At 68.6% G+C, this 23,213-nt stretch carries 22 protein-coding genes and 1 pseudogene; 10 read left to right on the top strand and 13 right to left on the bottom strand.

The features are described 5' to 3' along the window. Window positions 1-81: 81 nt before the first annotated feature. Window positions 82-1,101 (bottom strand): 4-hydroxy-3-methylbut-2-enyl diphosphate reductase, encoded by a 1,020-nt coding sequence (locus tag NF556_RS04775; RefSeq protein ID WP_252594351.1) that lies wholly within the window; start codon window positions 1,099-1,101, stop codon window positions 82-84. Window positions 1,102-1,204: 103 nt separating this feature from the next. Between NF556_RS04775 and NF556_RS04770 the strand changes: the two genes are divergently transcribed. From NF556_RS04770 to NF556_RS04750, 5 genes are all read left to right on the top strand, one after another. Then, window positions 1,205-2,884: a DUF885 domain-containing protein gene (locus NF556_RS04770; RefSeq protein ID WP_252594350.1), complete on the top strand. Its 1,680-nt coding sequence runs from the start codon at window positions 1,205-1,207 to the stop codon at window positions 2,882-2,884. Between the two features lie 204 nt (window positions 2,885-3,088). Beyond that, window positions 3,089-4,378 (top strand): exodeoxyribonuclease VII large subunit, encoded by a 1,290-nt coding sequence (xseA, locus tag NF556_RS04765; protein WP_252594349.1) that lies wholly within the window; start codon window positions 3,089-3,091, stop codon window positions 4,376-4,378. After that, the gene (locus NF556_RS04760; protein WP_252594348.1) at window positions 4,375-4,761 is read left to right on the top strand and encodes an ankyrin repeat domain-containing protein; all 387 of its coding nucleotides are present in this window, start codon (window positions 4,375-4,377) and stop codon (window positions 4,759-4,761) included. The genes xseA and NF556_RS04760 overlap by 4 nt, the downstream gene beginning before the upstream one ends. Window positions 4,762-4,770: 9 nt before the next feature. Next, window positions 4,771-5,115 (top strand): exodeoxyribonuclease VII small subunit, encoded by a 345-nt coding sequence (locus NF556_RS04755; protein ID WP_252594347.1) that lies wholly within the window; start codon window positions 4,771-4,773, stop codon window positions 5,113-5,115. Next, the gene (locus NF556_RS04750) at window positions 5,108-5,665 is read left to right on the top strand and encodes a GNAT family N-acetyltransferase (RefSeq protein ID WP_252594346.1); all 558 of its coding nucleotides are present in this window, start codon (window positions 5,108-5,110) and stop codon (window positions 5,663-5,665) included. Before NF556_RS04755 ends, NF556_RS04750 begins: the two co-directional genes overlap by 8 nt. A gap of 268 nt (window positions 5,666-5,933) precedes the next feature. Here NF556_RS04750 and NF556_RS04745 read toward each other — a convergent pair whose 3' ends face one another. Next, the gene (locus NF556_RS04745) at window positions 5,934-6,650 is read right to left on the bottom strand and encodes a DUF4245 family protein (protein ID WP_252594345.1); all 717 of its coding nucleotides are present in this window, start codon (window positions 6,648-6,650) and stop codon (window positions 5,934-5,936) included. Window positions 6,651-6,725: 75 nt separating this feature from the next. Here NF556_RS04745 and glpX point away from each other — a divergent pair, with 75 nt between their 5' ends. Together glpX and NF556_RS04735 are read left to right on the top strand one after the other, a co-directional pair. Beyond that, complete coding sequence (gene glpX, locus NF556_RS04740; RefSeq protein ID WP_252594344.1) at window positions 6,726-7,751, top strand: class II fructose-bisphosphatase; 1,026 nt, start codon at window positions 6,726-6,728, stop codon at window positions 7,749-7,751. A gap of 5 nt (window positions 7,752-7,756) precedes the next feature. Continuing rightward, on the top strand, window positions 7,757-8,695 hold the full coding sequence (locus NF556_RS04735; RefSeq protein WP_252594343.1) for a carbohydrate kinase family protein: 939 nt from the start codon (window positions 7,757-7,759) through the stop codon (window positions 8,693-8,695). A gap of 19 nt (window positions 8,696-8,714) precedes the next feature. On the opposite strand, the gene NF556_RS04730 is transcribed toward NF556_RS04735, so the two are convergent. Genes NF556_RS04730 through NF556_RS04715 form a run of 4 tightly spaced genes read right to left on the bottom strand, consistent with a single transcriptional unit; the run spans window position 8,715 to window position 13,058 of the window. Continuing rightward, complete coding sequence (locus NF556_RS04730) at window positions 8,715-9,968, bottom strand: ABC transporter ATP-binding protein (protein WP_252594342.1); 1,254 nt, start codon at window positions 9,966-9,968, stop codon at window positions 8,715-8,717. Window positions 9,969-9,974: 6 nt separating this feature from the next. Then, on the bottom strand, window positions 9,975-10,814 hold the full coding sequence (locus tag NF556_RS04725) for a carbohydrate ABC transporter permease (RefSeq protein WP_252594341.1): 840 nt from the start codon (window positions 10,812-10,814) through the stop codon (window positions 9,975-9,977). A 1-nt stretch (window position 10,815) separates the two neighbouring features. Beyond that, window positions 10,816-11,757: a carbohydrate ABC transporter permease gene (locus NF556_RS04720; RefSeq protein ID WP_252594340.1), complete on the bottom strand. Its 942-nt coding sequence runs from the start codon at window positions 11,755-11,757 to the stop codon at window positions 10,816-10,818. Beyond that, window positions 11,754-13,058: an extracellular solute-binding protein gene (locus NF556_RS04715; protein ID WP_252594339.1), complete on the bottom strand. Its 1,305-nt coding sequence runs from the start codon at window positions 13,056-13,058 to the stop codon at window positions 11,754-11,756. The genes NF556_RS04720 and NF556_RS04715 overlap by 4 nt, the downstream gene beginning before the upstream one ends. A 173-nt stretch (window positions 13,059-13,231) precedes the next feature. Between NF556_RS04715 and NF556_RS04710 the strand changes: the two genes are divergently transcribed. Beyond that, window positions 13,232-14,965 (top strand): fumarate hydratase, encoded by a 1,734-nt coding sequence (locus NF556_RS04710; RefSeq protein WP_252594338.1) that lies wholly within the window; start codon window positions 13,232-13,234, stop codon window positions 14,963-14,965. A gap of 41 nt (window positions 14,966-15,006) precedes the next feature. Then, the gene (locus NF556_RS04705) at window positions 15,007-15,546 is read left to right on the top strand and encodes a beta-class carbonic anhydrase (protein WP_252595712.1); all 540 of its coding nucleotides are present in this window, start codon (window positions 15,007-15,009) and stop codon (window positions 15,544-15,546) included. A 263-nt stretch (window positions 15,547-15,809) separates the two neighbouring features. Here NF556_RS04705 and glmM read toward each other — a convergent pair whose 3' ends face one another. The 3 genes from glmM to rplM all read right to left on the bottom strand — a co-directional run bounded on the left by glmM (window position 15,810) and on the right by rplM (window position 18,303). Then, on the bottom strand, window positions 15,810-17,165 hold the full coding sequence (gene glmM, locus NF556_RS04700; protein ID WP_252594337.1) for a phosphoglucosamine mutase: 1,356 nt from the start codon (window positions 17,163-17,165) through the stop codon (window positions 15,810-15,812). 171 nt (window positions 17,166-17,336) lie between these two features. Beyond that, the gene (gene rpsI, locus NF556_RS04695; protein WP_252594336.1) at window positions 17,337-17,843 is read right to left on the bottom strand and encodes a 30S ribosomal protein S9; all 507 of its coding nucleotides are present in this window, start codon (window positions 17,841-17,843) and stop codon (window positions 17,337-17,339) included. A 16-nt stretch (window positions 17,844-17,859) separates the two neighbouring features. Further along, window positions 17,860-18,303, bottom strand: a complete 444-nt coding sequence (rplM, locus tag NF556_RS04690; RefSeq protein ID WP_252594335.1) for a 50S ribosomal protein L13 — start codon at window positions 18,301-18,303, stop codon at window positions 17,860-17,862. A 193-nt stretch (window positions 18,304-18,496) separates the two neighbouring features. On the opposite strand from rplM, the pseudogene NF556_RS04685 reads away from it, so the two are divergent. Next, window positions 18,497-18,676: pseudogene (locus NF556_RS04685) on the top strand (helix-turn-helix domain-containing protein); the annotation flags it as partial. A gap of 262 nt (window positions 18,677-18,938) precedes the next feature. On the opposite strand, the gene NF556_RS04680 reads toward NF556_RS04685, so the two are convergent. The 4 genes from NF556_RS04680 to NF556_RS04665 all read right to left on the bottom strand — a co-directional run bounded on the left by NF556_RS04680 (window position 18,939) and on the right by NF556_RS04665 (window position 23,140). Then, the gene (locus NF556_RS04680; protein ID WP_252594334.1) at window positions 18,939-21,002 is read right to left on the bottom strand and encodes a heavy metal translocating P-type ATPase; all 2,064 of its coding nucleotides are present in this window, start codon (window positions 21,000-21,002) and stop codon (window positions 18,939-18,941) included. 95 nt (window positions 21,003-21,097) lie between these two features. Then, a complete protein-coding gene (locus tag NF556_RS04675) occupies window positions 21,098-21,331 on the bottom strand; it encodes a heavy-metal-associated domain-containing protein (RefSeq protein ID WP_252594333.1) in 234 nt (77 codons plus the stop codon). 128 nt (window positions 21,332-21,459) lie between these two features. Continuing rightward, a complete protein-coding gene (locus NF556_RS04670) occupies window positions 21,460-22,554 on the bottom strand; it encodes a GNAT family N-acetyltransferase (protein ID WP_252594332.1) in 1,095 nt (364 codons plus the stop codon). A gap of 154 nt (window positions 22,555-22,708) precedes the next feature. Next, window positions 22,709-23,140, bottom strand: coding sequence for an OsmC family peroxiredoxin (locus tag NF556_RS04665; RefSeq protein WP_252594331.1), 432 nt, complete (start codon window positions 23,138-23,140; stop codon window positions 22,709-22,711). Window positions 23,141-23,213 lie beyond the last annotated feature (73 nt).

Raw genomic sequence — 23,213 nt, 5'->3', positions numbered from 1 at the left:
GCGAGACCGCTACGAAGTTGCGGGCCGGGTGTACGAAACCTCTACTAAAATGCGGGGTGGGTGTACGAAACCTCTATCAAATTAGTGGAGGGAGCCGGCGTCGTGGCGGATCTTGGCGGCCTCGACACCGTCGCGGGCCTTGAGGTCGCGGCGGATCTCGTGGGGCAGCGCGAACAGCACCGACTCCTCGGCTGCGGTGATCGCCTTGACGTCCTCAAAGCCTCGGTCAGCTAGCCACTGCAACACGTCGCGGACCAGCACCTCGGGCACGCTGGCGCCGCTGGTGACGCCGACGGTCTGCACGCCCTCCAGCCAGGCCTCGTCGATCTCGTCGGCATAGTCCACCAGGTGCCCGTCGCGGGAGCCGTGCTCGATCGCGACCTCGACGAGGCGGACCGAGTTCGAGGAGTTCTGCGAGCCCACCACGATCATCAGGTCGCAGTCGGGCGCCATCTGCTTGACCGCCACCTGACGGTTCTGGGTCGCATAGCAGATGTCGTCGCTCGGCGGGTCCTGCAGCTTGGGGAACTTCTCGCGCAACCGGCGGACGGTCTCCATGGTCTCGTCGACCGACAGCGTGGTCTGGGAGAGCCAGACCACCTTGTCCGGGTCGCGCACCTCGACGTCGTCGACCTCGTCGGGACTCTGCACCAGCACGATGTGGTCAGGAGCCTCCCCCGCGGTGCCCTCGACCTCCTCGTGCCCCTCGTGCCCGATCAGCAGGATGTCGTAGTCGTCCTTGGCGAATCGCACTGCCTCCCGGTGCACCTTGGTCACCAGCGGGCAGGTCGCATCGATCGTCTTCAGCTGCAGTGCGGCAGCCTCCTGGTGGACGACGGGGGCGACGCCGTGGGCGGAGAAGATCACCGTGGCGCCCTCCGGCACCTGGTCGGTCTCGTCCACGAAGATGGCACCGCGCTTCTCCAGCGTGCGCACGACGTGCTTGTTGTGCACGATCTGCTTGCGGACGTAGATCGGCGGGCCGTAGAGGTCGAGGGCCTTCTCGACGGTCACGACGGCCCGATCGACACCGGCGCAGTAGCCGCGCGGCGCGGCCAGCAGCACGCGCTTGGACACCTGGTCAGTGGGGTGAGCAGTCACCCCTCCATGGTAGGTGACGTCCCCCGAACGACCGCTTCGGCCGGGTGCCCGTCGACCCCACCCGGTTGCGGGGCCCCGGGGTCGCCGCGCAAAGATGGGTGGTATGCCGACACTCACCACTCCCCGCCAGCTCGCCGACCGCTTCGTGCACGACCTGGCGGCCCTGGACCCCTCGGTCGCCACCGGTCTGGGGCTCAACCCGCAGGACGACCGGCTCCCCGACCTCTCCCCCGCCGGGCACCAGGCCAAGGTCGACCTGGCGGCGTCAGTCCTCGCTGAGCTGGACGGTCTGGAGGAGGCTGCGGGGGCCGACGGGTGGGATGACCTGGAGCGTCGCTGCGCCACCTTGCTGCGCGACCGGCTCGGGGTGCAGGTCGAGGCCTTCGAGGCCGGCGAGCACCTGCGCGAGATCCGCAACATCTTCGGTCCGCCGCAGGCGATCCGGCAGATCTTCTCGATGATGCCGTCGGCGACCGAGGAGGACTGGGCGGTCATCGCCAAGCGCATGGCGCGCGTGCCCCAGGCCTACCGGTCCTGGACGAAGACCCTTGACGAGGGCATCGCCCGCGGGCTGTTCGCCGCACCGCTGCAGGTGGGCACCAACGTCGACCAGTTGACCGAGTGGGTGGACACCCAGTGGTGGCACAGTTTCATCTCCGGGGCCCCGGAGGCACTGCAGGGCGAGCTGGTGGCGGCCGCCGACACGGCGACCGCGGGCACCGTCGAGCTGCGCGACTATCTGCGTGATGTCTACCTCCCGGCGTCTGCCGGGACCCCGGACGCGGTCGGCGCCGAGCGCTACCGCCTGAACGCACGGCGCTGGATGGGCGCTGACCTGGACCTGCAGGAAGCCTATGCCTGGGGCTGGGCTGAGTATCAGCGGATCAACGCCGAGATGCAGGAGGTCGCCGAGCAGATCCTGCCCGGCTCGAGCCCTGTGGAGGCGATGCGGCACCTGGACGAGCACGGCGAGATCATCCACGGCGTCGAGGAGGTGCGCGAGAAGCTGCAGCAGATGATGGACCAGGCGATCGAGGACCTGGACGGCACCCACTTCGACATCGCCGAGCCGATCAAGCGGGTCGAGGCCATGATCGCTCCGGCCGGCAGCGCGGCTGCGCCCTACTACAGCCGCCCGTCGATCGACTTCTCCCGCCCGGGCCGGACCTGGCTGCCCACGATGGGCCGCACTGAGTTCCCGATGTATGACCTGGTCAGCACCTGGTATCACGAGGGCGTCCCCGGCCACCACCTGCAACTCGCCCAGTGGGTGCACGTCGCCCCGCAGCTGTCGATCTATCAGACCAGCCTCGGCTCCTCCAGCGGCGCCACCGAGGGCTGGGCCCTCTACGCCGAGCGCCTCATGGAGGAGCTCGGTTATCTGGACACCGAGGCCCGCATGGGCTATCTCGACTGCCAGATCATGCGTGCCATCCGGGTGGTCATCGACATCGGCATGCACCTGCAGCTGCCGATCCCGGCAGACTCCCCGCTCGCCCCGGGCGAGACCTGGACGCCGGAGCTGGCCAACGAGTTCTTCGCGACCCACTCCGGTCGATCGCAGGACTTCATCGACTCCGAGATCATCCGTTACCTCGGCTGGCCGGGGCAGGCCATCAGTTACAAACTCGGCGAGCGTGCCTGGCTGGCAGGTCGCGAGGCCGCTCAGCGTGCTCACGAGGAGCGTGGCGAGGAGTTCGACCTCAAGGAGTGGCACATGGCGGCGCTGTCGCTCGGCGCCCTGGGCCTGGACGACCTGACCCGGGAACTGAGCGCCCTCTGACCGCAACCGTTGCTCGTGGGGAAGATCTGCGCACCACAACAACACCTACCTTCCCCGCGAGTTGACCGTCGGCCGACCAGGGGTGTCCTGCGTGGTGAGTGGTGCCACGAGTTGACCGTCGGCCGCCCAGACGTGCCGGGCGACCTTCGCGCGTGGTTGGTGGCGCTCCCCACGACTGACCCCGGCGGCGCCTATCGTGGCACCGTGACCGAGCCACCCGCCAAGCGCTCCCTGCCTGCCACGGCCCGGGACACGACGGCTGAGACCCCCTGGCCAGTGCGCACCCTGTCGATGAAGATCTCCGACTATGTCGACAAGATGTCACCACTGTGGGTCGAGGGGCAGATCGTGCAGCTCAACCGCCGGGCCGGCATGTCGTGGGCCTATCTGACCCTGCGCGACACGGACGTCGACATGTCCCTGTCGGTGTCCATCCCTGTCCCCGCGCTGAACGCCCTCCCCGCCCCTCCGGACGCGGGTGCACGGGTGGTGGTGCACGCCAAGCCCACCTTCTGGACCAAGCGCGGCGCCCTGCAACTGGAGGCCCGCCAGATCCGCCACGTCGGGGTCGGTGAGTTGCTCGCCCGTCTCGAGCACCTCAAGTCGGTGATGCGCTCCGAGGGCCTGTTCGAGCCGGGACGCAAGACGCCGCTGCCGTTCCTGCCCGCCACGATCGGGCTGATCTGTGGGCGCAACACGGCCGCCGAGCGCGACGTGGTGATGAATGCCCGGAGGCGCTGGCCTGCGGTCCGTTTCGAGATCCGCAACGTCTCCGTGCAGGGCCCGACAACGGTGGCCGGGGTGAGTGAGGCGCTGGCCGAGCTGGACGGCCTGCCGCAGGTCCAGGTCATCGTGATCGCGCGCGGGGGCGGGTCGTTCGAGGACCTGCTGCCGTTCAGCAACGAGGCGCTGGTGCGGGCTGTGGCGGGCGCTCGCACGCCCGTGGTCAGTGCGATCGGGCACGAGACTGACACCCCGCTGCTGGACTACGTCGCGGACTATCGCGCCTCGACCCCCACGCATGCCGCGACCCGGATCGTGCCGGACCAGCAGGAGGAGCTGCGCGGCCTGAGCGCCACCCACGGACGCGCCCGGGCAGCCCTCCAGCGCCGGATCACCGAGCAGCGGCGGGCCCTGGAGGCCACCATGAGCCGGCCGGTCATGGCCGACCGGCAGGCGATCATCACCGCCTATCGCCGCGACATCGACACCAGCGCTGAGCGGGGACGTCACCGGGTGACCACGCTGGTGTCCCGGGAGAGCGACCGCGTGGCGGGGCTGGCGCGGCACCTGCGTGCCGTGTCACCGCAACACACTCTGGAACGGGGGTATGCCGTGGTGCGGCACAGCGACGGCGCCATCGTCCGCGACATCGCCGAGGTCGAGGCAGACGAGCTCTTGCGCGTCACCGTCGCCCGTGGCGACTTCGGAGTGCGCACCGTGGCCGCGCCTACGCTGGAGGACGAGACCCCCTCGGAGAGGACCACCCGATGACGGAGCGTGACCACCCCGACCAGGACGCGGTCGACCTAGCCCATCAGCTGTTCGACCTGGCCCGCCAGGGCGCCGCTGACCAGTTGGGGGCCTATCTGGACGCCGGAGCGCCGGTCGACCTGACGGACCCCAAGGGCAACACCCTGCTCATGCTGGCTGCCTATCACGGTCACGCCGGTCTGGTGGCCGACCTCGGCCGGCGCGGAGCCGACGTCAACCGGCTCAACGACCGCGGCCAGTCACCCCTGGCCGGCGCCATCTTCAAGGGTGAGCCCGACGTCGTCGCAGCCCTGCTCGAGCACGGCGCCGATCCTGACGCGGGTGAGCCCACGGCACGGGCCACCGCCCAGATGTTTGGCAGGTCCGACCTGCTGCCCGGTTAGAGTCGGTCTATGAGCACGGAGAGCACCGCGAGCCCTCGGGACACCGCAAACACTCAGGCCCCGGCAAGCACTGACGGCATCGCCGACCTCAGTTATGAGCAGGCCCGCGACGAACTCGTTGCGATCGTGTCGCGGATCGAGGGCGGCAGCGCCTCGCTTGAGGAGTCGATGGAGTTGTGGGAGCGCGGTGAGGCCCTGGCCGCCCACTGCCAGGCCAAGCTCGACCAGGCGCAGGACCAGTTGGACCGCGGTGCGGCCGGTGCCGCCGACCCGGCCGAGACTGCTGGGAGCGCTGCGGCCGCCGACGAGACCGCGAGTGACGATGAGGCGGAGAGCGACGACGCCGATGCCTGACGGGCGGCCACACCTGCAACTCGTCGAGGACATGCCGCGGTTGCGCATCATCGAGGAGCGTGACGCCCCCGCAGTGCTCGACGCCTTCGACGACGACGCGATGCGGCGGCAAGGCACGATCCGCACGCTCGAGGAGGCCCGCAACTGGGTCAGCTTCATGGGCGGGCGCGGCGAGCGCCTGGCCCTGGCCATCGACTTGAACGGCCAGATGGTCGGTGCGGTCGTGGTCAGCTCCATCGACCAGGAGAACGAGACCGGCTGGTTTTGGTATTGGATGCATCGGGAGCACCGCGGCAAGGGCTGGATGTCCCGTGCGGCCGTCACCCTGGCCGATCACGCCCTCACCATCATGCTGCTGCACCGCCTCGAGCTCGGGCACCGGGCCAACAACCCCGCCTCTGGTGGCGTCGCCCGCGCTGCTGGTTTCCTCATGGAGGGTGTCGAGCGGGAAAAGTTCCTGGTCGACGGTGTCCGCGTGGACGTGCACACCTACTCCCGCCTGGCCACCGACCCGTGGCCGGAGACCCAGCGACTCCCCCTCGACCTCTGACGCGCTGCCCCACCAGCGCCCCGCTCAGCAGCCTCGCCAGCAGCGCCCACCAGCACGGCCAGCAGCGCCGCCCACTCACCGCTCCTCGAGGCCGCCCCACCTGTGCATTCAAACAGGTGACGTCAACGGCCAGATCACAAACATGCAGGTCAGCTGCCTGACGGTTCGTGTGGGTGCTCACGTTGCCGGTCTGAATGCACGGGCAGGAGCCGACATCGGGCCGGCGAGAGGTGCGGGCCGTCCGCCGGCGAGAGGCGGGCGCGGTGCGTCAGTCGGCCTCGACCGGCTCCAGCAGCCCGATGAACTCCTCGATCTCGTCCCACTGGGCGGTGCCGCGCACCACCGTCGTGTTCTCGCGGCCCTCACCCGGACCGAGCACCACCGCCCGCTCCTCGCCCTCATAGGCGGTCCACTCCTGCGGGCCGTCGGGGCCGGTGATGGTGCGGGTGCCGACCTCGTCTCCAGCCTTGTCGGTGAGTTCCCCGACCCAGCTGTCAGTGGCCTCGTCGGCCTGGGAGATCTCGACATACTCGGTCGACGGCGTGACCAGGCCGACCCGCCAGCTCAGCACGTCGTCGAACAGCTCGAAGTTCGCGAAGTTTGCGCTCCAGTCCTCCCCCAGCGCCTGCGTGGACCACACCGGTCCAGCAGATTCCTGCGCGGCATAGGAGGCCACCATGCCCACCTCGACCGGCCGCCGCTGCTGCTCCTCGGAGTTGGGCATCAGCGCCCACACCACGAAGACCAGGGCAAAGACCGCCACGAGCGAATAGATCATGTTGCGCATCGAATAGTTCTGCAGGCGCTTCAGGCTCTTGTTCTCTGCCGGTGGCGCGCCGTCAGCAGCCGAGGCCTCAGCACCGGCCGTGGCCCCAGCAGCAGCCGAGGCCTCAGGGTCGGGCCCGGGCGGGCCGGACACGCCGTCCAGGTGATGGCGCGGGCGCTCTCCGGGCGAGTTCGGCTCGGTGTTGGTCGTGCTGGTCACGTCCCTATCGTCGCACTCCTTGCTGGACGGTAGTGTCTGGGAAGCAACGACGCCCACACCAGCGAGGAGCCGAGCATGCCCACCGAGGACGCCCGCAGCACGTCACACGAGTCGGTTCTGCCTGACCGCAACCTTGCCCTGGAGCTGGTGCGGGTGACGGAGGCGGCTGCCCTGGCTGCCGCACGTTGGGTGGGCATGGGCGACAAGAACCGTGCCGACGGGGCCGCCGTGGCCGCCATGCGCAAGGTCATCTCCAACGTCGCCATGGACGGCATCGTCGTCATCGGCGAGGGCGAGAAGGACGAGGCGCCGATGCTCTTCAACGGCGAGAAGGTCGGCGACGGCACCGGCCCCAAGGTGGACGTGGCGGTCGACCCGATCGACGGCACGACGCTGACCGCCAAGGGCATGGACAACGCCATCGCCGTGATGGCCGTGTCCGAGGCCGGGACCATGTATGACCCCAGCGCCGTGTTCTATATGGACAAGCTGGTGGTCGGCCCCGAGGCCGCCGACGTCGTCGACATCCGCCTGCCGGTCAAGGAAAACGTCCGGCGCGTGGCCAAGGCCAAGAAGCGCGGCGTCGAGGACGTCACGGTCGTCATGCTGGACCGCCCCCGCCACGACGGCCTGGCCCAGCAGGTCCGAGAGGCCGGCGCCCGCCTGAAGCTCATCACCGACGGTGACGTGGCCGGTGGCATCGCCGCCGCCCGAGAGGAGTCCGGCATCGACCTGCTCCTCGGCATCGGCGGCACCCCAGAGGGCATCATCACCGCCGCCGCCGTCAAGGCTCTGGGCGGCGTCATCCAGGGCAAGTTGTGGCCCAAGGACGATGAGGAGCGCCAGGGCGCCATCGACGCCGGGCACGACCTCGACGCGGTCCTGGCGACGGACGACCTGGTCACCGGCGACAACTGCTTCTTCGTGGCGACGGGCATCACCAACGGCGAGCTGCTCCGTGGCGTGCGCTTCGCTGGCTCCGGCTCGGCCATCACCTATTCGCTGGTCATGCGATCCAAATCCGGCACGATCCGCGAGATCGAGGCCCACCACCGGCTCAACAAGGTCGCCAACCTGCTCGGGCGCAGCACGGACAGCTGACGGTCATGACGAGGCAGCCCCACCGGACCCTGGTGGTCGGCGAGGCCCTGATCGACATCGTGGTCGAGGGGCAGCAGCGGCAGGAGCACGTGGGCGGCTCCCCCGCCAACGTCGCGATCGGCCTGGCCCAGCTCGGCCACGCCGCGGACCTGCTGACCCACATTGGGCGCGAGGCGCGCGGGCAGCGGATCACCGAGCACCTGGCTGCGGCCGGCGTTCACCTGGTGACCGGCAGCGACACAGCGCACCGCACCCCGACGGCCACCGCCCACGTCGACCCGGCGGGCGTGGCGACCTACGACTTCGACCTCGCCTGGGACATTTCTGGGGCCATCCCGTCGGCCGACACGACCGGCCCCGCACACGTGCACACCGGCTCGATCGCGGCGACCCTCGAGCCTGGGGCCAGCCAGGTCCTGGAGTTGGTGCAACAAGCCCGGCCACTGGCCACGATCAGTTATGACCCCAACCTGCGACCCACCATCATGGGCGCGCCGCACGACGTGCGCTCGCGGGTGGAGGAGCTGGTCGGCCTCGCCGACGTGGTCAAGGTCAGCGACGAGGACCTGCAGTGGCTGTATGCCGACACGCCCGTCTCGCAGGTCGCTCACCTGTGGGGGCAGCTGGGTCCGTCGGTGGTGGTGCTCACGCAGGGGCCGCAGGGCGCGCTCGTGGTGCTCTCGGGCACCAACGAGGAGGCCGTGCTGCCCGCCGCCCCCGCCCAGGTGGTGGACACCGTCGGAGCCGGGGACTCCTTCATGGCCGGGCTGCTCTCCGGCCTGCTGGACGCCGGGCTCCTCGGTGGCCACGGCGCCAGGGAGGCGCTGCGCGCGAGCCGGCTGGACGGCATACGGCCCGCTGTGGAGCGTGCCCTGGCCACCGCCCACTGGACGATCGAGCGGGCCGGTGCCGCAGCACCGACCCGCTCAGACCTGACGATCTGACCCACGCTCGCGGAGGCCCTCAGGCGCTGGCCTCGGCCTCCAACCGCTTGGCCCGCTCCAGGGCGCGCTTGCGGTCCTCCTCGCTCTCGGCGGCGATCTGAGCGGCCGCCTCGTCGTTGCGGGTGAGGTTCTCACCGGACTCCGGGTCGAAGACGTGCATCAGCATCGGGTCGAAGAAGAAGCTCGAGCGCTGCCCCTCCTTGACCCGCGACCGGGCCTCGAGGTTGACGACCATCTGGGTGCGCATGCCCTCACCGTCGAGGTCACGGTCCAGCTCGTCGAGCTTGTGCTGGGCGGCCTCGTCTGCCTCGAACGGGATGTAGGCGTAGAGCTCGTTGCCCAACCACTCGGTGACGTCCACGTCGGCGTCGAAGTGGATCGCGTTGGGCCCCGGCTCCTGGATGGCGGCGTCCTTGACGAACTCCGGACGCAGCCCGACGATCACCAGCTCCTTGCCGGCGATCTTGGCCGCGAACTCCTCGCCGAAGCTGACCTCGCAGAACGGCAGCTTGAGCACGTTGCCCTCGACGCGGGCGGGCAGGAAGTTCATCGGCGGGGAGCCGATGAAGCCGGCCACGAACAGGTTGACCGGCTGTTCGTAGAGCTCACGCGGGGACGCGATCTGCTGCACGATGCCCTTCTTGAGGACGGTGACCCGGTCGCCCAGGGTCATCGCCTCCGTCTGGTCGTGCGTGACATAGATCGTGGTCTGTCCCAGCCGTCGCTGCATCCGGGCGATCTCCGTGCGCATCTGACCGCGCAGCTTGGCGTCCAGGTTGGACAGCGGCTCGTCAAACAGGAAGGCGTCGGCGTCCCGCACGATCGCACGGCCCATCGCCACCCGCTGGCGCTGCCCACCGGAGAGGTTGGCCGGCTTGCGGTCCAGGTGGTCGTTGAGCTCGAGCACGTCCGCCGCCTCGCCCACGCGGCGCTTGATCTCGTCCTCGCTGACCGCTCCCTTGGTCAGGCGCAGGGGGAAGGCGATGTTCTCGTAGACGGTCAGGTGCGGATAGAGCGCATAGTTCTGGAAGACCATCGACAGGTTGCGATCGCGCGGTGCCAGATCGTTGACCTTCTTGCCGTCGATCAGCAGGTCCCCCGAGGTGATGTCCTCCAGGCCGACGACCATCCGCAGCAGCGTGGACTTGCCGCAGCCCGACGGGCCGACCAGGATCATGAACTCGCCGTCGGCGATGCTCATGCTGACGTCATTCACAGCCGGGAAGCCATCGCCGTAGCGCTTGACGATGTTCTTCATTTCAATGGAAGTCATGACAAATCAACCCTTCACTGCGCCGGAGGTCAGACCGGCGACGATCTTGCGCTGGAACAGCAGGATGATGATGATGATGGGAATGGTCGAGACGACTGCGCCCGCCGCCAACAGCGAGGCGGGACGGTTGAACGGGTCGCTCCCGACAAAGAAGGACAGCGCCGCAGGGATCGGCCGCGCTGCCTCGGTCGAGGTCAGCGAGATGCCGAAAACGAAGTCGTTCCACGCAAAGAAGAATGTCAGGATCGCCGCCGTGAAAACACCTGGTGCGGCGAGCGGGACGATCACCTTGCGGAAGGCCTGCCACGAGGTGGCACCGTCGACCTGGGCCGCCTGCTCCATCTCCCACGGGATCTCCCGGAAGAAGGCGGACAGCGTCCAGATCGCCAACGGCAGGGTGAACGACATGTAGGGGATGATCAGCCCCAGCCACGTGTCGTAGATCCCCAGCGTGCGCCACATGTCGAACAGTGGCCCCACGAGGGAGACCACCGGGAACATGGCGATCACCAGCGCCGTGGTCAGCACAAACTTCTTGCCCTTGAACTCCAGGCGGGCGATCGCGTAGGCCGCCAGGGTCGCCAGAGCGACCGAGAGCAGGGTGGCGATCAGCGAGATGCCGATCGAGTTGAAGATCGCCCGGCGGAACTGATCGTCGGCGAGGACGTCGATGTAGTTCTGCCACCCGGCGCCGCCACCGGCGGCCGGCAGGAAACCGGGGCTTCCGGTGGTGATCGCATCCTGCGACTTGAACGACAACGAGATGATCCAGGCGACGGGGAGGAGGCACCAGGTCAGGATGAGCAACGCTCCGATGACGATGCCGATGCGGTTCTTGAGGGACATATCAGGACTCCTGCCTTGCTGCGCCGAGGTCCACCCGGAAGATTTTGACGATGAGGAAGGCCACGACCAGCACTGAGAGGAACAACAGGACTGAGAGCGCGGACCCGATGCCGAGCTGGAACTGCTCGATCACCTGCCGATAGGTCAGGAACGACACGGACTCGGTGCCCTGGGCGCCGGCGGTCATGACGAAGATGTTGTCGAAGATCCGGTAAGCGTCCAGCGCCCGGAACAGGATCGCCACCATGATCGCACCGCGCATGTTGGGCAGGATGACCCGGAACAGCCGCTGCCACCAGCTGGCTCCGTCCACCTTGGCGGCCTCGAGCATGTCCTCGGAGATGGTGGCCAGACCGGCCAGCAGCAGCAGCGACATGAAGGGCGTGGTCTTCCAGATCTCGGAGACCATGATCGCCGAGATCGCCGAGCCATACTGCTCGAACCAGTTGAAGCTGTCGTCGAGGAAGGGCAGCCAGGCGTTGACGAATCCGTTGTTGTTGCTGAACGCGAACTGCCAGGCAAATCCTGAGACCACCGTGATGATGCCGTAGGGGATCAGGATGGACGTGCGGATGATGCCGCGGGCGAAGATCACCCGGTGCATCACCATGGCGAACGCGAAGCCGACCACCAGCTCGACAGCAACGGTCACGATCATGATGAACACCGTGTTGCCGGTCACCTGCCAGAACAGCGGGTCGGTCAGTGCCGTCACGTAGTTGGAGGCTCCGACGAACTCGCTGCTGTCCGGTGCGGTCATGCTGTAGTTGGTGAACGACAGATAGAGCGCCCGCAACATCGGGAAGGCCGTGACGATCAGCATCAGCACGACGGCCGGCGCTACCAGACGCATGCCCAACCGATTCTCTGCACGGGCCCGATCGGACAGCACGACGGGCTCCTTCCTGTGCTTGGTCGCCGCCGGGGCGGTTGAGACACTCACAGCAACCTCCTTCCGTCGAGGACATCGCGCAGGAACTCAGATGATTCCTGCGGGGTGACGGCTGGGTCGACCGCCGCCGGGGAGTGCCAGACCGACTGAACAGCCGACGAGATCTGGCTGTAGAACGCGCTCTTGGGGCGCGGGCCACCTTCCTCGATGCTGACCCGGAACAACTCCAGCAGGCTGGGGTCGTAGGCCTCCTGCAACTCATCCGAGTCGTAGGCCGACTCCCTGGCCGGCATCAGTCCGTCGTTGACGGCCAGGGCGGTCTGCGCCTCGACGTCGGTCATGCACACTGCCGCCTCCATGGCGAGGTCGGTGTTCTGGGAGTAGGCCCCGACGCCGATGTCGATGCCACCGATGGGCGGCCGCGAGTCCTCTCCCTCGATGGTCTGGGGATAGCGGGCCCACCCCAGGTCGGCGAACTCTTCCTCGCTGACGGAGTCCTCGTAGTTCTTGTAGACGAAGGTCCAGTTGAGCATGAACTCGCCCGCGCCACCTGCCGCCTCGGGATCTTCGGGGAACATGCGTCCCAGGCTGGTGCCCTCGTTGGACACGGTGAAGTCCGGCTGTCGGGCCTCCGAGCTGGCGAGCTTGGCAATGACCTCGGCTGCGGCGCGACCGGCGTCGGAGTCGATGTCGACCTGCGCATCACGCCCCGCCTCGGTGTTGGACACGATGTCGCCGCCAGCACCGAGCACCATGGCGTTGATCCACACGGTGTAGGCCTCGTAGCGGTTGGCCTGCACACCGACCGTGCCGTTGTTGTCTGCTGCGGCGTCGATGATGGCGTCCCAGGTGACCGGCTGCTCCATGTCGAGGCCTGCAGCCTCGGCCAGGGACTTGCGATACCAGACCACCTGGGTGTTGGCCCACTGCGGCGCGGCGAAGACGCCATCCTCCCAGGTGACGGTGTCGGCCGCGCCCTGGAGCACATCGTCGTCGACCACCTGGCTGGCCACGTCGTCCGGGAACTCCTCGAGCCACCCGGCGTTGGCAAACTCGGCCACGAACACCGGGTCCAGGCTCATCAGGTCCGTCGACCCGTCCTGGGCGGCGAGGCGCCGCGCCAGCTGAGTGCGCTGGTCAGTGGCACTCGCGGGGAGCAGCTGGATGTTGATGTCGTAGGCGTCCGTGCTGCATCGTTCGGCGATCGCAGCGAGCGTGTCCTGTCCATCTGGGTTGATATACCAATTCAGTTGCGGCTTGTCCGAGTCGCTGCCGCAGGCGGCCAAGCCGGTCAACATTGCTGCGGCGCACAGCGCCGCAGTCGCCCTGGAGCGTTGTCTGGCTCTGCTCACTCTGGCTCCTTTGTCAGATCTCTCCAGTTGTGCGGGAGACGATTTCGTGTCGGGGAACCACAAAAATCGCCCGCCACTCAACCGGCGTGCATCCATGCGCTCCCCATAGAACACCCTCGGTGCAGGCTTCGCCACCCTGCGGGCGCGTTTCGGGCAAGGTTTAGGCTTCGCTCATGCCCGAGTTCCGCTATTCCGACCTCCTGCCAACCGGCCCGGACGAGACGACCTACCGCCTGCTCACCCGTGAGGGTGTGCGTGTTGTGGAGGGTCCCGGTGGCCGCAGCTTCCTCGAGGTCGACCCTGAGGCGCTGCGCCTGCTCACCGAGACGGCGATGCATGACATCGCGCACTACCTGCGCCCCGGCCACCTGCAGCAGCTCCGGAACATCCTTGAGGACCCCGAGGCCAGCAACAACGACAAGTTCGTGGCGCTCGACCTGCTCAAGAACGCCAACATCGCCGCCGGCGGTGTCCTGCCCATGTGCCAGGACACCGGCACTGCGATCGTGATGGGCAAGCGCGGCCAACAGGTGCTCACGGCGCCCGGTCCGGAGGGGCCGGTCGCCGACGAGGAGGCGATCTCACGCGGGATCTATGACGCCTACACCACCCTTAACCTGCGCTACTCCATGATGGCCCCCATCACCACCTGGGAAGAGAAGAACACCGGGTCCAACCTGCCGGCTCAGGTCGAGCTGTATGCCGACACCACACCCGGACACGAGCTCTCCTACAAGTTCTTGTTCATGGCTAAGGGTGGGGGCTCGGCCAACAAGTCCTTCCTCTATCAGGAGACCAAGGCCCTGCTGAACCCAGAGCGCCTGATGGAGTTCCTCGACGAGAAGCTGCGCTCCCTCGGCACGGCGGCCTGTCCGCCCTACCACCTGGCCGTCGTGCTGGGCGGCACGTCCGCGGAGTTCGCGATGAAGACCGCCAAGTACGCCTCGGCACGCTACCTGGACGGGATGCCGACGGAGGGGACGATGGCCGCGCACGGCATACGGGATCCTGAGTTGGAGGAGCAGATCCACGAGTTGACCCGCAACTTCGGGATCGGCGCCCAGTTCGGCGGCAAATACTTCTGCCATGACGTGCGCGTGATCCGCCTCCCCCGCCACGGTGCGAGCCTGCCCGTCGCGATCTCGGTGTCCTGCTCGGCCGACCGCCAGGCGGTCGCCAAGATCACGCCCGAGGGGATCTTCATCGAGCAGTTGGAGACCGATCCCGCGAGGTTCCTGCCGGAGGACGTCGACGAGCAGCTGGACTCCGAGACCGACGGGGTGTCCGGCACCGGCAAGCAGTCCTCCATCCCGATCAACCTGAACCGGCCCATGGAGGAGATCCTCGCCGAGCTGAGCAAGCACCCGGTCAAGACCCGCGTCTCGCTCAGCGGTTCGCTGGTGGTGGCCCGCGACCTGGCCCACGCCAAGATCAAGGAGCGCCTGGACGCAGGGGAGGAGATGCCGGACTACCTGCGCAACCACCCCGTCTACTACGCCGGGCCGGCCAAGACCCCGGAGGGGATGGCGTCCGGCAGTTTCGGTCCCACGACCGCCGGGCGGATGGACAGCTATGTCGAGCAGTTCCAGGCGGCCGGCGGCTCGAAGGTGATGCTGGCCAAGGGCAACCGCAGCCAGCAGGTCACCGACTCGTGCCAGGCGCACGGCGGGTTCTATCTCGGCTCGATCGGTGGCCCGGCGGCGCGCCTGGCCCAGGACTGCATCAAATCCGTCGAGGTCATCGAATACGAGGAGTTGGGCATGGAGGCAATCTGGAAGATCGAGGTCGAGGACTTCCCGGCCTTCATCGTTGTGGACGACAAGGGCAACGACTTTTTCGCCGCGGTCAGCAAGCCGCTCGCGATGTCGATCCCGCTGCGTCCCGGCCTGCAGGGCGTGAAGCCGTGAGCGGCTTCCAGTGGCAGCGCACGCTGCGCGGCGCCCAGCAGGTGACGTCTGGTTCCGCGACGCCCGCGGGCGGCAGGCATCCGGACGCCGGAGGGTTTGCGGACCTGCTGGGGCACAACCGGACCTATAGCGAGGCCTTCAGCCTGGGTGGGTTCGACGGCATCGCCCAGCAGGGCGTGGCCATCGTGACCTGCATGGACTCCCGCATCGAGCCCCTCGCGATGGTCGGGCTGACGCATGGAGACGCGAAGATCTTCCGCAATCCCGGCGGCCGCGTCACCGACGCCGCCCTGGAAGCCCTGGTCCTTGGCGTGCACCTGCTCAACGTCAACCGGATCATGATCGTCCCGCACACCCGGTGCGCCATGTCGCAGATGTCCGAGAATGAGTTGCGGGAGAAGATCACCGCGGTCTCCGGCCAGGACGCCTGGTGGCAACACTTCCACGTCGTCGCCGACCAGCACGCTGCCTTGATGGAGGACGTCCACCGGGTGACCAGCCACCCTCTGATCGGCGAGCGCGCCCAGGTCGGCGGCTTCCTCTACGACGTGGACACCGGCCTGCTCAACCACCTCGTCTGAGCGCCTCCCATCCCTCACCCCTCGACAGAGCGCGTGGGCGCCTGATCCTCTCCCCCACCGAGCGCGTGGGCCGGGTGGTCAGCGCCTGTATGCCGTGGGCCGGGCCCGGCGTGATCTCGCCAGCGGCGCGCTCGGTTGGGTGGTGGAGAGCAACACGGCGCGCTCGGTCGGGTGAAATCTCGCCACCCGACGCGCTCGGTCAGGTGAAATCTCGCCACCCGACGCGCTCGGTCAGGAGGAATCTCGCCACCCGACGCGCTCGGTCAGGAGACGAGGGAGAGGCGCTCCTTGACGACAGCAGCCAGCCGCTCGGCATACTCCTTGGCTCGCTCGGCCGTGTCGGCCTCGACCATGACCCGCACGAGCGGCTCGGTGCCGGACTTGCGCAACAGCACCCGGCCGGTGCCGTCCAGCTCGGCCGAGGCTGCGGCAACGGCGGCCTGGACTCCCTCGTCGTCGCCCACGCGGTCCTTGTCGACGCCCTTGACGTTGATCAGGGTCTGCGGGAGACGAGTCATGATGCTGGCCAACTCCGAGAGCGGCTTCTCGGCGGCCCGGACGCGGCGAGCAATCGCCAGCGCGGTGAGGACCCCGTCGCCGGTCGTGCCGTGGGCGAGCATGATCACGTGACCGGACTGCTCTCCCCCGAGGGTGTAACTCTGCGCTCGCATCTCCTCCAGGACATAACGGTCGCCCACCCCGGTCTGCACGACCTTGATGCCCTCGCGCTCCATCGCCTGGAGCAGCCCGAGGTTGCTCATGACGGTGGCCACGAGCGTGTCGTTGGTCAGCGTGCCGCGCTCGCGCATGTCGACCGCGAGGACAGCCATGATCTGGTCGCCATCGACGATGTTGCCGTCGGCGTCGACCGCCAGGCAACGGTCCGCGTCACCGTCGAAGGCGAAGCCGATGTCAGCGCCACGGTCCGTGACGGCCTGCTGCAGACGCTCCAGGTGGGTCGAGCCATAACCATCGTTGATGTTGAGGCCGTTGGGGTCACCACCGATCACGTCGACGGTGGCTCCGGCCCGGCGGAACACCTCGGGGCCGACGTGGCTCGCGGCGCCGTGGGCCGCGTCGATCACCACGTGCAGACCGTCCAGACGGCCGGGCACGGACTCCAGCAGGTGCTCCATATAGAAGTCGGCGCCCTGCGGGAACGGTCGGATCCGTCCGACCTGGGCTCCGGTGGGCCGCTCCCACTCCGCGTCGAGACGGCCGGCGATGGCGTCCTCGATGTCGTCGGCGAGCTTGTGACCGCCCTCAGCGAAGAACTTGATGCCGTTGTCGGGCATGGCGTTGTGCGAGGCGGACAGGACGGCACCCATCTCGGCGTCCATGCGCGCGGTGAGATAGGCGATGGCAGGCGTCGGCAGCACTCCCGCGTTGAGCACGTCGACCCCGGCCGAGGCGAACCCGGCCATGACCGCAGAGCTCAGGAACTCGCCGGAGGCGCGGGGGTCACGACCGACCACGGCGGCAGCTCGGCGGCCGCCATAACTCGTGCCGCTGGAGCCCAGTTCGTGCGCGACGGCCACGGACAGCTTCAGCGCCAGCTCGGCGGTGACATCCTCGTTGGCCAGTCCGCGCACCCCATCGGTGCCGAAAAGTCGCGCCATGTCCTGCTCCTTCATGTCGTCACTCGGGGTGCCGGGGGCACCGACCCAACAGCCTAGGACACAGCCGAGGGCTTGGACACGACCGAGGGCCCCGACCGGCGAGTGCAGGTCGGGACCCTCGGTGTGTTCGCCCCTGGGGGCGAGGGCTCGCTCCTGGCGGAGCGTGCCGGATCAGCGCTTGCTGTATTGCGGAGCCTTGCGAGCCTTCTTGAGACCAGCCTTCTTGCGCTCGGGCACGCGGGCGTCGCGGCTGAGCAGACCGGCCTTCTTCAGCGCCGGGCGGTTCAGCTCCTCGTCCACGCCGTTGAGCGAGCGGGCCACGCCCAGGCGGACGGCACCGGCCTGGCCGGAGGGGCCACCGCCGTGGACGCGCACCAGCACGTCATAGGCGCCGTCGAGCTCCAGGACGGTCAGCGGCTCGTTGACGATCTGCTGGTGGACCTTGTTCGGGAAGTACTCGTCCAGGGTCTTGCCGTTGATCTTCCACTCGCCGGTGCCCGGCACGATGCGGACGCGGGCGATGGCCTGCTTGCGACGGCCGGTCGCGGCGCCGGGAGCGGAGGCGGTCGGGCGGGGTGCCGCGGCGGCCTCGCCGACCGGGCCCTCAGACTCAGAGGTGTATTCGGTCAGCTCGACCTCGTCGGCCTCGACCTCGGTGTTCTCGGTGTTCACAGTCATGTCTGTCACGGTTTCCTTACTGCGCAACCTGCGAGATTTCGAACGGGACGGGCTGCTGCGCGGCGTGCGGGTGGCTGTCGCCGGCGTAGACCTTGAGCTTGGAGAGCTGCTGGCGGCCCAGGGAGTTCTTCGGGATCATGCCCTGGATCGCCTTCTCGACCGCGCGGGTCGGGTGCTGCTCGAGCAGCTGGGCGTAGTTCTTCGAGCTCAGACCACCCGGGAAGCCCGAGTGACGGTAGGCCAGCTTCTTCTCCAGCTTGGCGCCGGTCAGCGCGACCTTCTCGGCGTTGATGATGATGACGAAGTCACCGGTGTCAACGTGGGCCGCGTAGGTGGCCTTGTGCTTGCCGCGGAGCAGGATCGCGGTCTGGGACGCGAGGCGGCCCAGCACGACGTCCGTGGCGTCGATAACATGCCAGGCGCGGGTGATCTCGCTGGCTTTCGGTGTGTAGGTGCGCACGTGTAAACCCTCGTGTTCGTGGGAATGGCTTGAGCCGGACCCACGGATCAGTGGATCGGCAACAGTCATCCAGTTTACGGGACCACGCGGGGGCGGTTCAAATCTGCCATCGGCGCAGGTCAACGCACACTTCGCAGCACGTTCGACCGGTCATGCACACTGTCTGTGCACAGAGATTGTGCATACTGGTCGTATGCCGACACTCCCCTCCTCCTCCGGCCGCACCGCCCTGCGGGTGCTGGCCCATCCCCTCCGCAGTCGGTTGTTGGCCCAGCTGCGGGTGCACGGCTCCGCGACCGCGACCGAGCTCGCCGCCGCCCTGGAGACCAACACCGGGGCGACCAGCTATCACCTGCGGCAGTTGGCCGAGGTGGGGCTCATCGAGGATTCCGGTGAGGGCACCGGGCGCCGCCGGGTCTGGCGGGCCGTGGCCGCCGCCGGTGCACCCGAGGCGAGCGTCGGCATACTCGACCCCGAGGACACCGACGACCCGGACGACGCCGCTGCCGCCGACTGGCTGGCCCGTGACTATCTCGAGCACTTCACCGGGCGGGCCACCGACTGGCTGGACACCCGCAACCAGTGGCCCGGTCCGTGGTCGCCGGTGCTCGGCCTCGAGGACCACCTCGTGCTGGTCAGCGCCGAGCAGATGACCGCACTGCGCGAGGAGCTCGTCGAGGTGCTGGAGCGCTATCGCCGTCTGGGACAGGGGAACCCGCGTGCCAAGCGCGTCTCGGTCTATACCTGCGCGCTGCCGGTCGACCGGGCACCGTAGGGCGGGTCTGGTTGCGCAGCAGCCGCATCGCGTTGACGATCACGACCAGCACCGAGACCTCGTGGACCAGCATGCCGATCGACATCGTGACCCCGCCGGCGAAGACGCCCGCCAGCAGGACCACCACCGTGATCAGGGCGATCGCGATGTTCTGTCGCATGACGCGGGCGGTGCGCCGGGCCAGGCTGATCGCCTCCGGGAGCTTGAGCAGGTTGTCTCCCATCAGGGCGATGTCTGCGGTCTCGACCGCGACGGCCGATCCCGCGGCGCCCATGGCCACTCCGATGTCGGCGGTGGCCAGGGCCGGGGCGTCGTTGACGCCGTCGCCCACCATCGCCACGGTGTGCCCGTCGCGCTGCAGTCGTGCCACCGCGTCGAGCTTGTCCTCGGGCAGCAGCGAGGCGTGGATCTCATCGATCCCGGTCGCGCCACCGATCGCCTCGGCCACCAACCGGGTGTCACCGGTGAGCATGACGACCTTGTCGACGCCTGCCTCGTGCAGCCTGCGGACCATCTCCGGTGCGTCCTCGCGGATGCGGTCGGCGACCGCCACCAGACCGATCACCGTGTCGTCCACGGCCACGATCATCGGGGTCCGGCCCACGGCGGCAAGCTCTGTGGCGGCCCTGCCTGCGCCGTTGTCCTCGGTGATGCCGTGCTCCTCCAGCAGCGGCGGGTTGCCGATCCGGACCCGGCGCCCCTCGACCTCGGCGACGATGCCCTTGCCCGGCACGGGCGTGACTCCCTCGGGGATGCCCTCGGTGGCCACTCCCTCCGCACGGGCGGCGTCGATGATGGGGCGCGCGAGCGGGTGCTCGGAGCCTGCCTCGGCCGCGGCGGCCCAGCGCAGCACGCTGGCCCGGTCGTGCCCCGGGGCCAGGACCACGACGTCGGTCAGCTCCGGCCGGCCCTCGGTGAGGGTGCCCGTCTTGTCCACAGCGACGGCCGAGATCCGGGCCGAGGTCTCGAGGAACTCGCCACCCTTGATCAGGATGCCGTTGCGCGCCGCCCGGCCGATGCCGGCGACGATGGCGACCGGGATGGAGATGACCAGTGCGCCGGGGCAACCGATGACCAACAGCGTCAGGGCCAGCACGACGTCCCCCGAGATCAGCCCCGCCACGACGGCCAGGACCATGACTGCGGGGGTGTACCAGGCGGAGAACCGGTCGATGAAGGCCTGCGTCTTGGCCTTGGCGTCCTGCGCCTCCTCGACGCGGTGGATGATGCGGGCCAGCGTGGTGTCCGCCCCGATGCCGGTGGCCAGGACCTGCAGGAAGCCACCGCGCGACACGGTGCCGGCGAAGACCTGGTCGGCCTTGGCCTTCTCCACCGGGATGGACTCACCGGTGATCGAGGCCTCGTCGATGGCACCGGTCCCGGCGACCACCTGACCGTCGACCGGCACCTTCGCGCCGTTCTTGACCAGGACGATCTCCCCCATGGCGACCTGCCCCGCGGGGACCTCCACCTGCTCCCCGTCGCGCAGGACGATGGCGAAGTCGGGGGCGACCGCCACGAGCTCGGCGAGCGCGGAGCGGGTCTTGTTGAGCGTCGCAGCCTCCAGGGCGTGACCGATCGCGAACAGGAAGGTGACCGCTGCCGCCTCCCAGAAGTTGCCGATCAGGACCGCGCCGATCGCAGCCACCGAGACGAGCAGGTCGATGCCGATCACGCGGGTCAGCAGGGCGTTGACCGCCTTGACCACGATCTGGTGGCCGGCCACGACCGCTGCCAGGAGCATCAACAGGTCGGCCAGGGTGAAGACGTCGGACCCGGTGGCGTGGGCGCCGGCGTCGATCCACCACCTGGCGGTGAGCTCACCGCCGATCGTGCGGTCGACGAGGAGGGAGGCCAGGATGAGCAGGCCGGAGAGGCCGGGAATGAACCACTTCCCGCGCACGACCTTCTGGACCGGGTTCACGGCGATGTCCTTTCACATGATGTGGGTGCAGAGCCACTTGCGGTCCGCACGTGGAGTGCCCGCCGCGGCGCGAGGGCCGCGGCGGGCGGGTGGAGTCAGAACGCCGACGGGCGGGCGGTGTAGCCAGCCTTGGCGACAGCGGCGACGAGGTCGTCGACCGTCGTGACGCTCGCGTCGTGGTGGACCTCGATCCGGGCCGAGGCGAAGTGGACCTGCACGCTCTCCACGCCCGGCAACCGGCCAACCTGCTTCTCGATCTTGGCCACGCAGGAGGGGCAGGAGAAGCCCTCAGCGCGCAGGATCGTGTGGGTCGTGGTGGCGGTGCTCATGGTGCGTCCCTCTCGGTGTGGGCGCCTTGCTCAGGCGCCGGCTCTTTTGCCTGACACCCTCAAGGTAGGCGAATTGCACCCCCCGTTCCTTGACCCAGGTCAAGCCCTGAGGACACCGTTTCCCCAGGTCAGAGCCGCAGCTGCCAACCGCCCTCGAAGCCCGCGGTGCGGAAGCCGAGCTCGACGTTGATCGCCAGCATGTGGGCGTTCTCGTCGGCATTCCAGGTGTGGATCCGCGCCACCTGCGGGGCGAGTCGCTCCAGCGCCGCCAGGTTGCTCGCCTTGACCAGCATCCCCAACCGGTGCCCACGGTGGCCGCCGTGCACCAGCGTGTCGTCCTGGAAGGCCACGGACGGCAGATCGAGTCGCTGGGTCAGCAGGGTGTAGGCGACCAGGGCACCGCTGGGCACGTGCTCGGCGGCCGTGACCACCTGGTGCCGCCCGACCGCGGCGACCCGTTCGTCGGTGTGCAGCACCCGGTCGGCGTCCCACACCTCCAGCTCCCCGTCCAGGTCTGCCATCGGAGCATCGACACTCATCCGGCTGCGCAGCACCGCCAGGCGCTCCCTCAGCTCCGGCGGAGTCACCCCGGCCCAGGTGATGGTGCGGTATGCCGACCCAGCGGCCTGTGCGGCCGCCTCGGTGAGTGCGGTGGCCCGGTGAGCGACAGTGTCGACATCTAGCACGCTGTAGCGGTCGACCTGTTCCAACACGAACCCCAGGTCGGTCAGCAGCGTGGCAAGGTCGTCCGCCGGGAGCTCGCCGGCCCCCGTGGCCGGGAGCAGCCGCGGCGTCCCCGCGGCGGCCGGCGCGTGCGCGGACCACGGCTGCACGCTCTTTCGGCCATCGGCCACCAGCTCAGGCCGCAGCACGGACCACAGTGTTCGCCCGACCGTGCTGATGTCGGCCTCGGGATCGAGCCCGAGCTCCAGCTCAGCCAGTTGCCGGTTGTCCGTCAGCGGCAGAGTGGCCGAGACCCACCCGAGCACGCGGTCCGGGTCAGTGACTGTGCTGGCGACGAGGGCGGTCCGCCGCCGATAGGGAGTCTCGGCCAGGGCCGTCGCCCACGTGGCGCCGGAGTCGACCAGGTCGTCATCGCCATAGATGGCCGCCATCGAGCGGCGCCCCACCTCGGCCATCGCTTCGGTGAGGCTCGCCTGCTCCGGCCCGGGCTCGTTCGGGACGCGGGTCACCAGGAGCTGGCCCACCTGCAACTGCTTCACGGATCCAGTATCGCCAGGGTCCGCAACTGCCTTGCCGGCCAGCACTGCTGCGTCGGGACCGAGCAGGGGACGGACGGGTTGAGGCGCCAGACAGGTCGAGGGCCGTCCGGACGGATCCGGACGGCCCTCGATGGGTCCTGGGGGTTGGGGTGGCTCAGGCCAGGGTGGCGTCCAGGGTGATGTCGACAGCCTTGAGCGCCTGGCTGATCGGGCAGCCCTCCTTGGCGCCGTCCGCGATCTTCTGGAAGGTCGCGTCATCGATGCCCTCAACCGTGGCGCTCATCGTCAGGGCGATGCCGGTGATCCCGGTGCCGGCGACGAAGGTGACCTCAGCCGTGGTGCGGACCTCGGTGGGCGGGGTGTCGTTCTTCTTGAGCTCGTTGGAGAAGGCCATCGAATAGCAGGTGGCGTGCGCCGCCGCGAGCAACTCCTCGGGCGTGGTCGTGGTGTCAGATCCCTCGGCGCGAGCGTTCCACTCCACGGGGAAGGTCGCGGCACCGGAGCTGTCCAGGGACGTGTTGCCCTTGCCGGTGAAGAGGTCGCCGGTCCAGGTGGTGCTGGCCTTGCTGACAACGGGGTTAGGCATGGGAGGCTCCTAGTCTCGAGACGGCCGCTCCTACGGCCTGAGGGGCTCCGCGGGCAGCGGGCCCGTCTCATTC

The organism is Ornithinimicrobium faecis (genome assembly GCF_023923225.1).
GTDB lineage: Bacteria > Actinomycetota > Actinomycetes > Actinomycetales > Dermatophilaceae > Ornithinicoccus > Ornithinicoccus faecis.
This window is presented reverse-complemented; position numbering and strand designations above follow the sequence as displayed.

Bases quoted from the DNA above. Each gene is read 5' to 3' on its own strand.
- NF556_RS04770 (WP_252594350.1), top strand. From the start codon at position 1,205: ATGCCGACACTCACCACTCCCCGCCAGCTCGCCGACCGCTTCGTGCAC.
- NF556_RS04760 (WP_252594348.1), top strand. From the start codon at position 4,375: ATGACGGAGCGTGACCACCCCGACCAGGACGCGGTCGACCTAGCCCAT.
- NF556_RS04755 (WP_252594347.1), top strand. From the start codon at position 4,771: ATGAGCACGGAGAGCACCGCGAGCCCTCGGGACACCGCAAACACTCAG.
- NF556_RS04750 (WP_252594346.1), top strand. From the start codon at position 5,108: ATGCCTGACGGGCGGCCACACCTGCAACTCGTCGAGGACATGCCGCGG.
- glpX (WP_252594344.1), top strand. From the start codon at position 6,726: ATGCCCACCGAGGACGCCCGCAGCACGTCACACGAGTCGGTTCTGCCT.
- NF556_RS04735 (WP_252594343.1), top strand. From the start codon at position 7,757: ATGACGAGGCAGCCCCACCGGACCCTGGTGGTCGGCGAGGCCCTGATC.
- NF556_RS04730 (WP_252594342.1), bottom strand. From the start codon at position 9,968: ATGACTTCCATTGAAATGAAGAACATCGTCAAGCGCTACGGCGATGGC.
- NF556_RS04725 (WP_252594341.1), bottom strand. From the start codon at position 10,814: ATGTCCCTCAAGAACCGCATCGGCATCGTCATCGGAGCGTTGCTCATC.
- NF556_RS04710 (WP_252594338.1), top strand. From the start codon at position 13,232: ATGCCCGAGTTCCGCTATTCCGACCTCCTGCCAACCGGCCCGGACGAG.
- glmM (WP_252594337.1), bottom strand. From the start codon at position 17,165: ATGGCGCGACTTTTCGGCACCGATGGGGTGCGCGGACTGGCCAACGAG.
- rpsI (WP_252594336.1), bottom strand. From the start codon at position 17,843: ATGACTGTGAACACCGAGAACACCGAGGTCGAGGCCGACGAGGTCGAG.
- NF556_RS04675 (WP_252594333.1), bottom strand. From the start codon at position 21,331: ATGAGCACCGCCACCACGACCCACACGATCCTGCGCGCTGAGGGCTTC.
- NF556_RS04665 (WP_252594331.1), bottom strand. From the start codon at position 23,140: ATGCCTAACCCCGTTGTCAGCAAGGCCAGCACCACCTGGACCGGCGAC.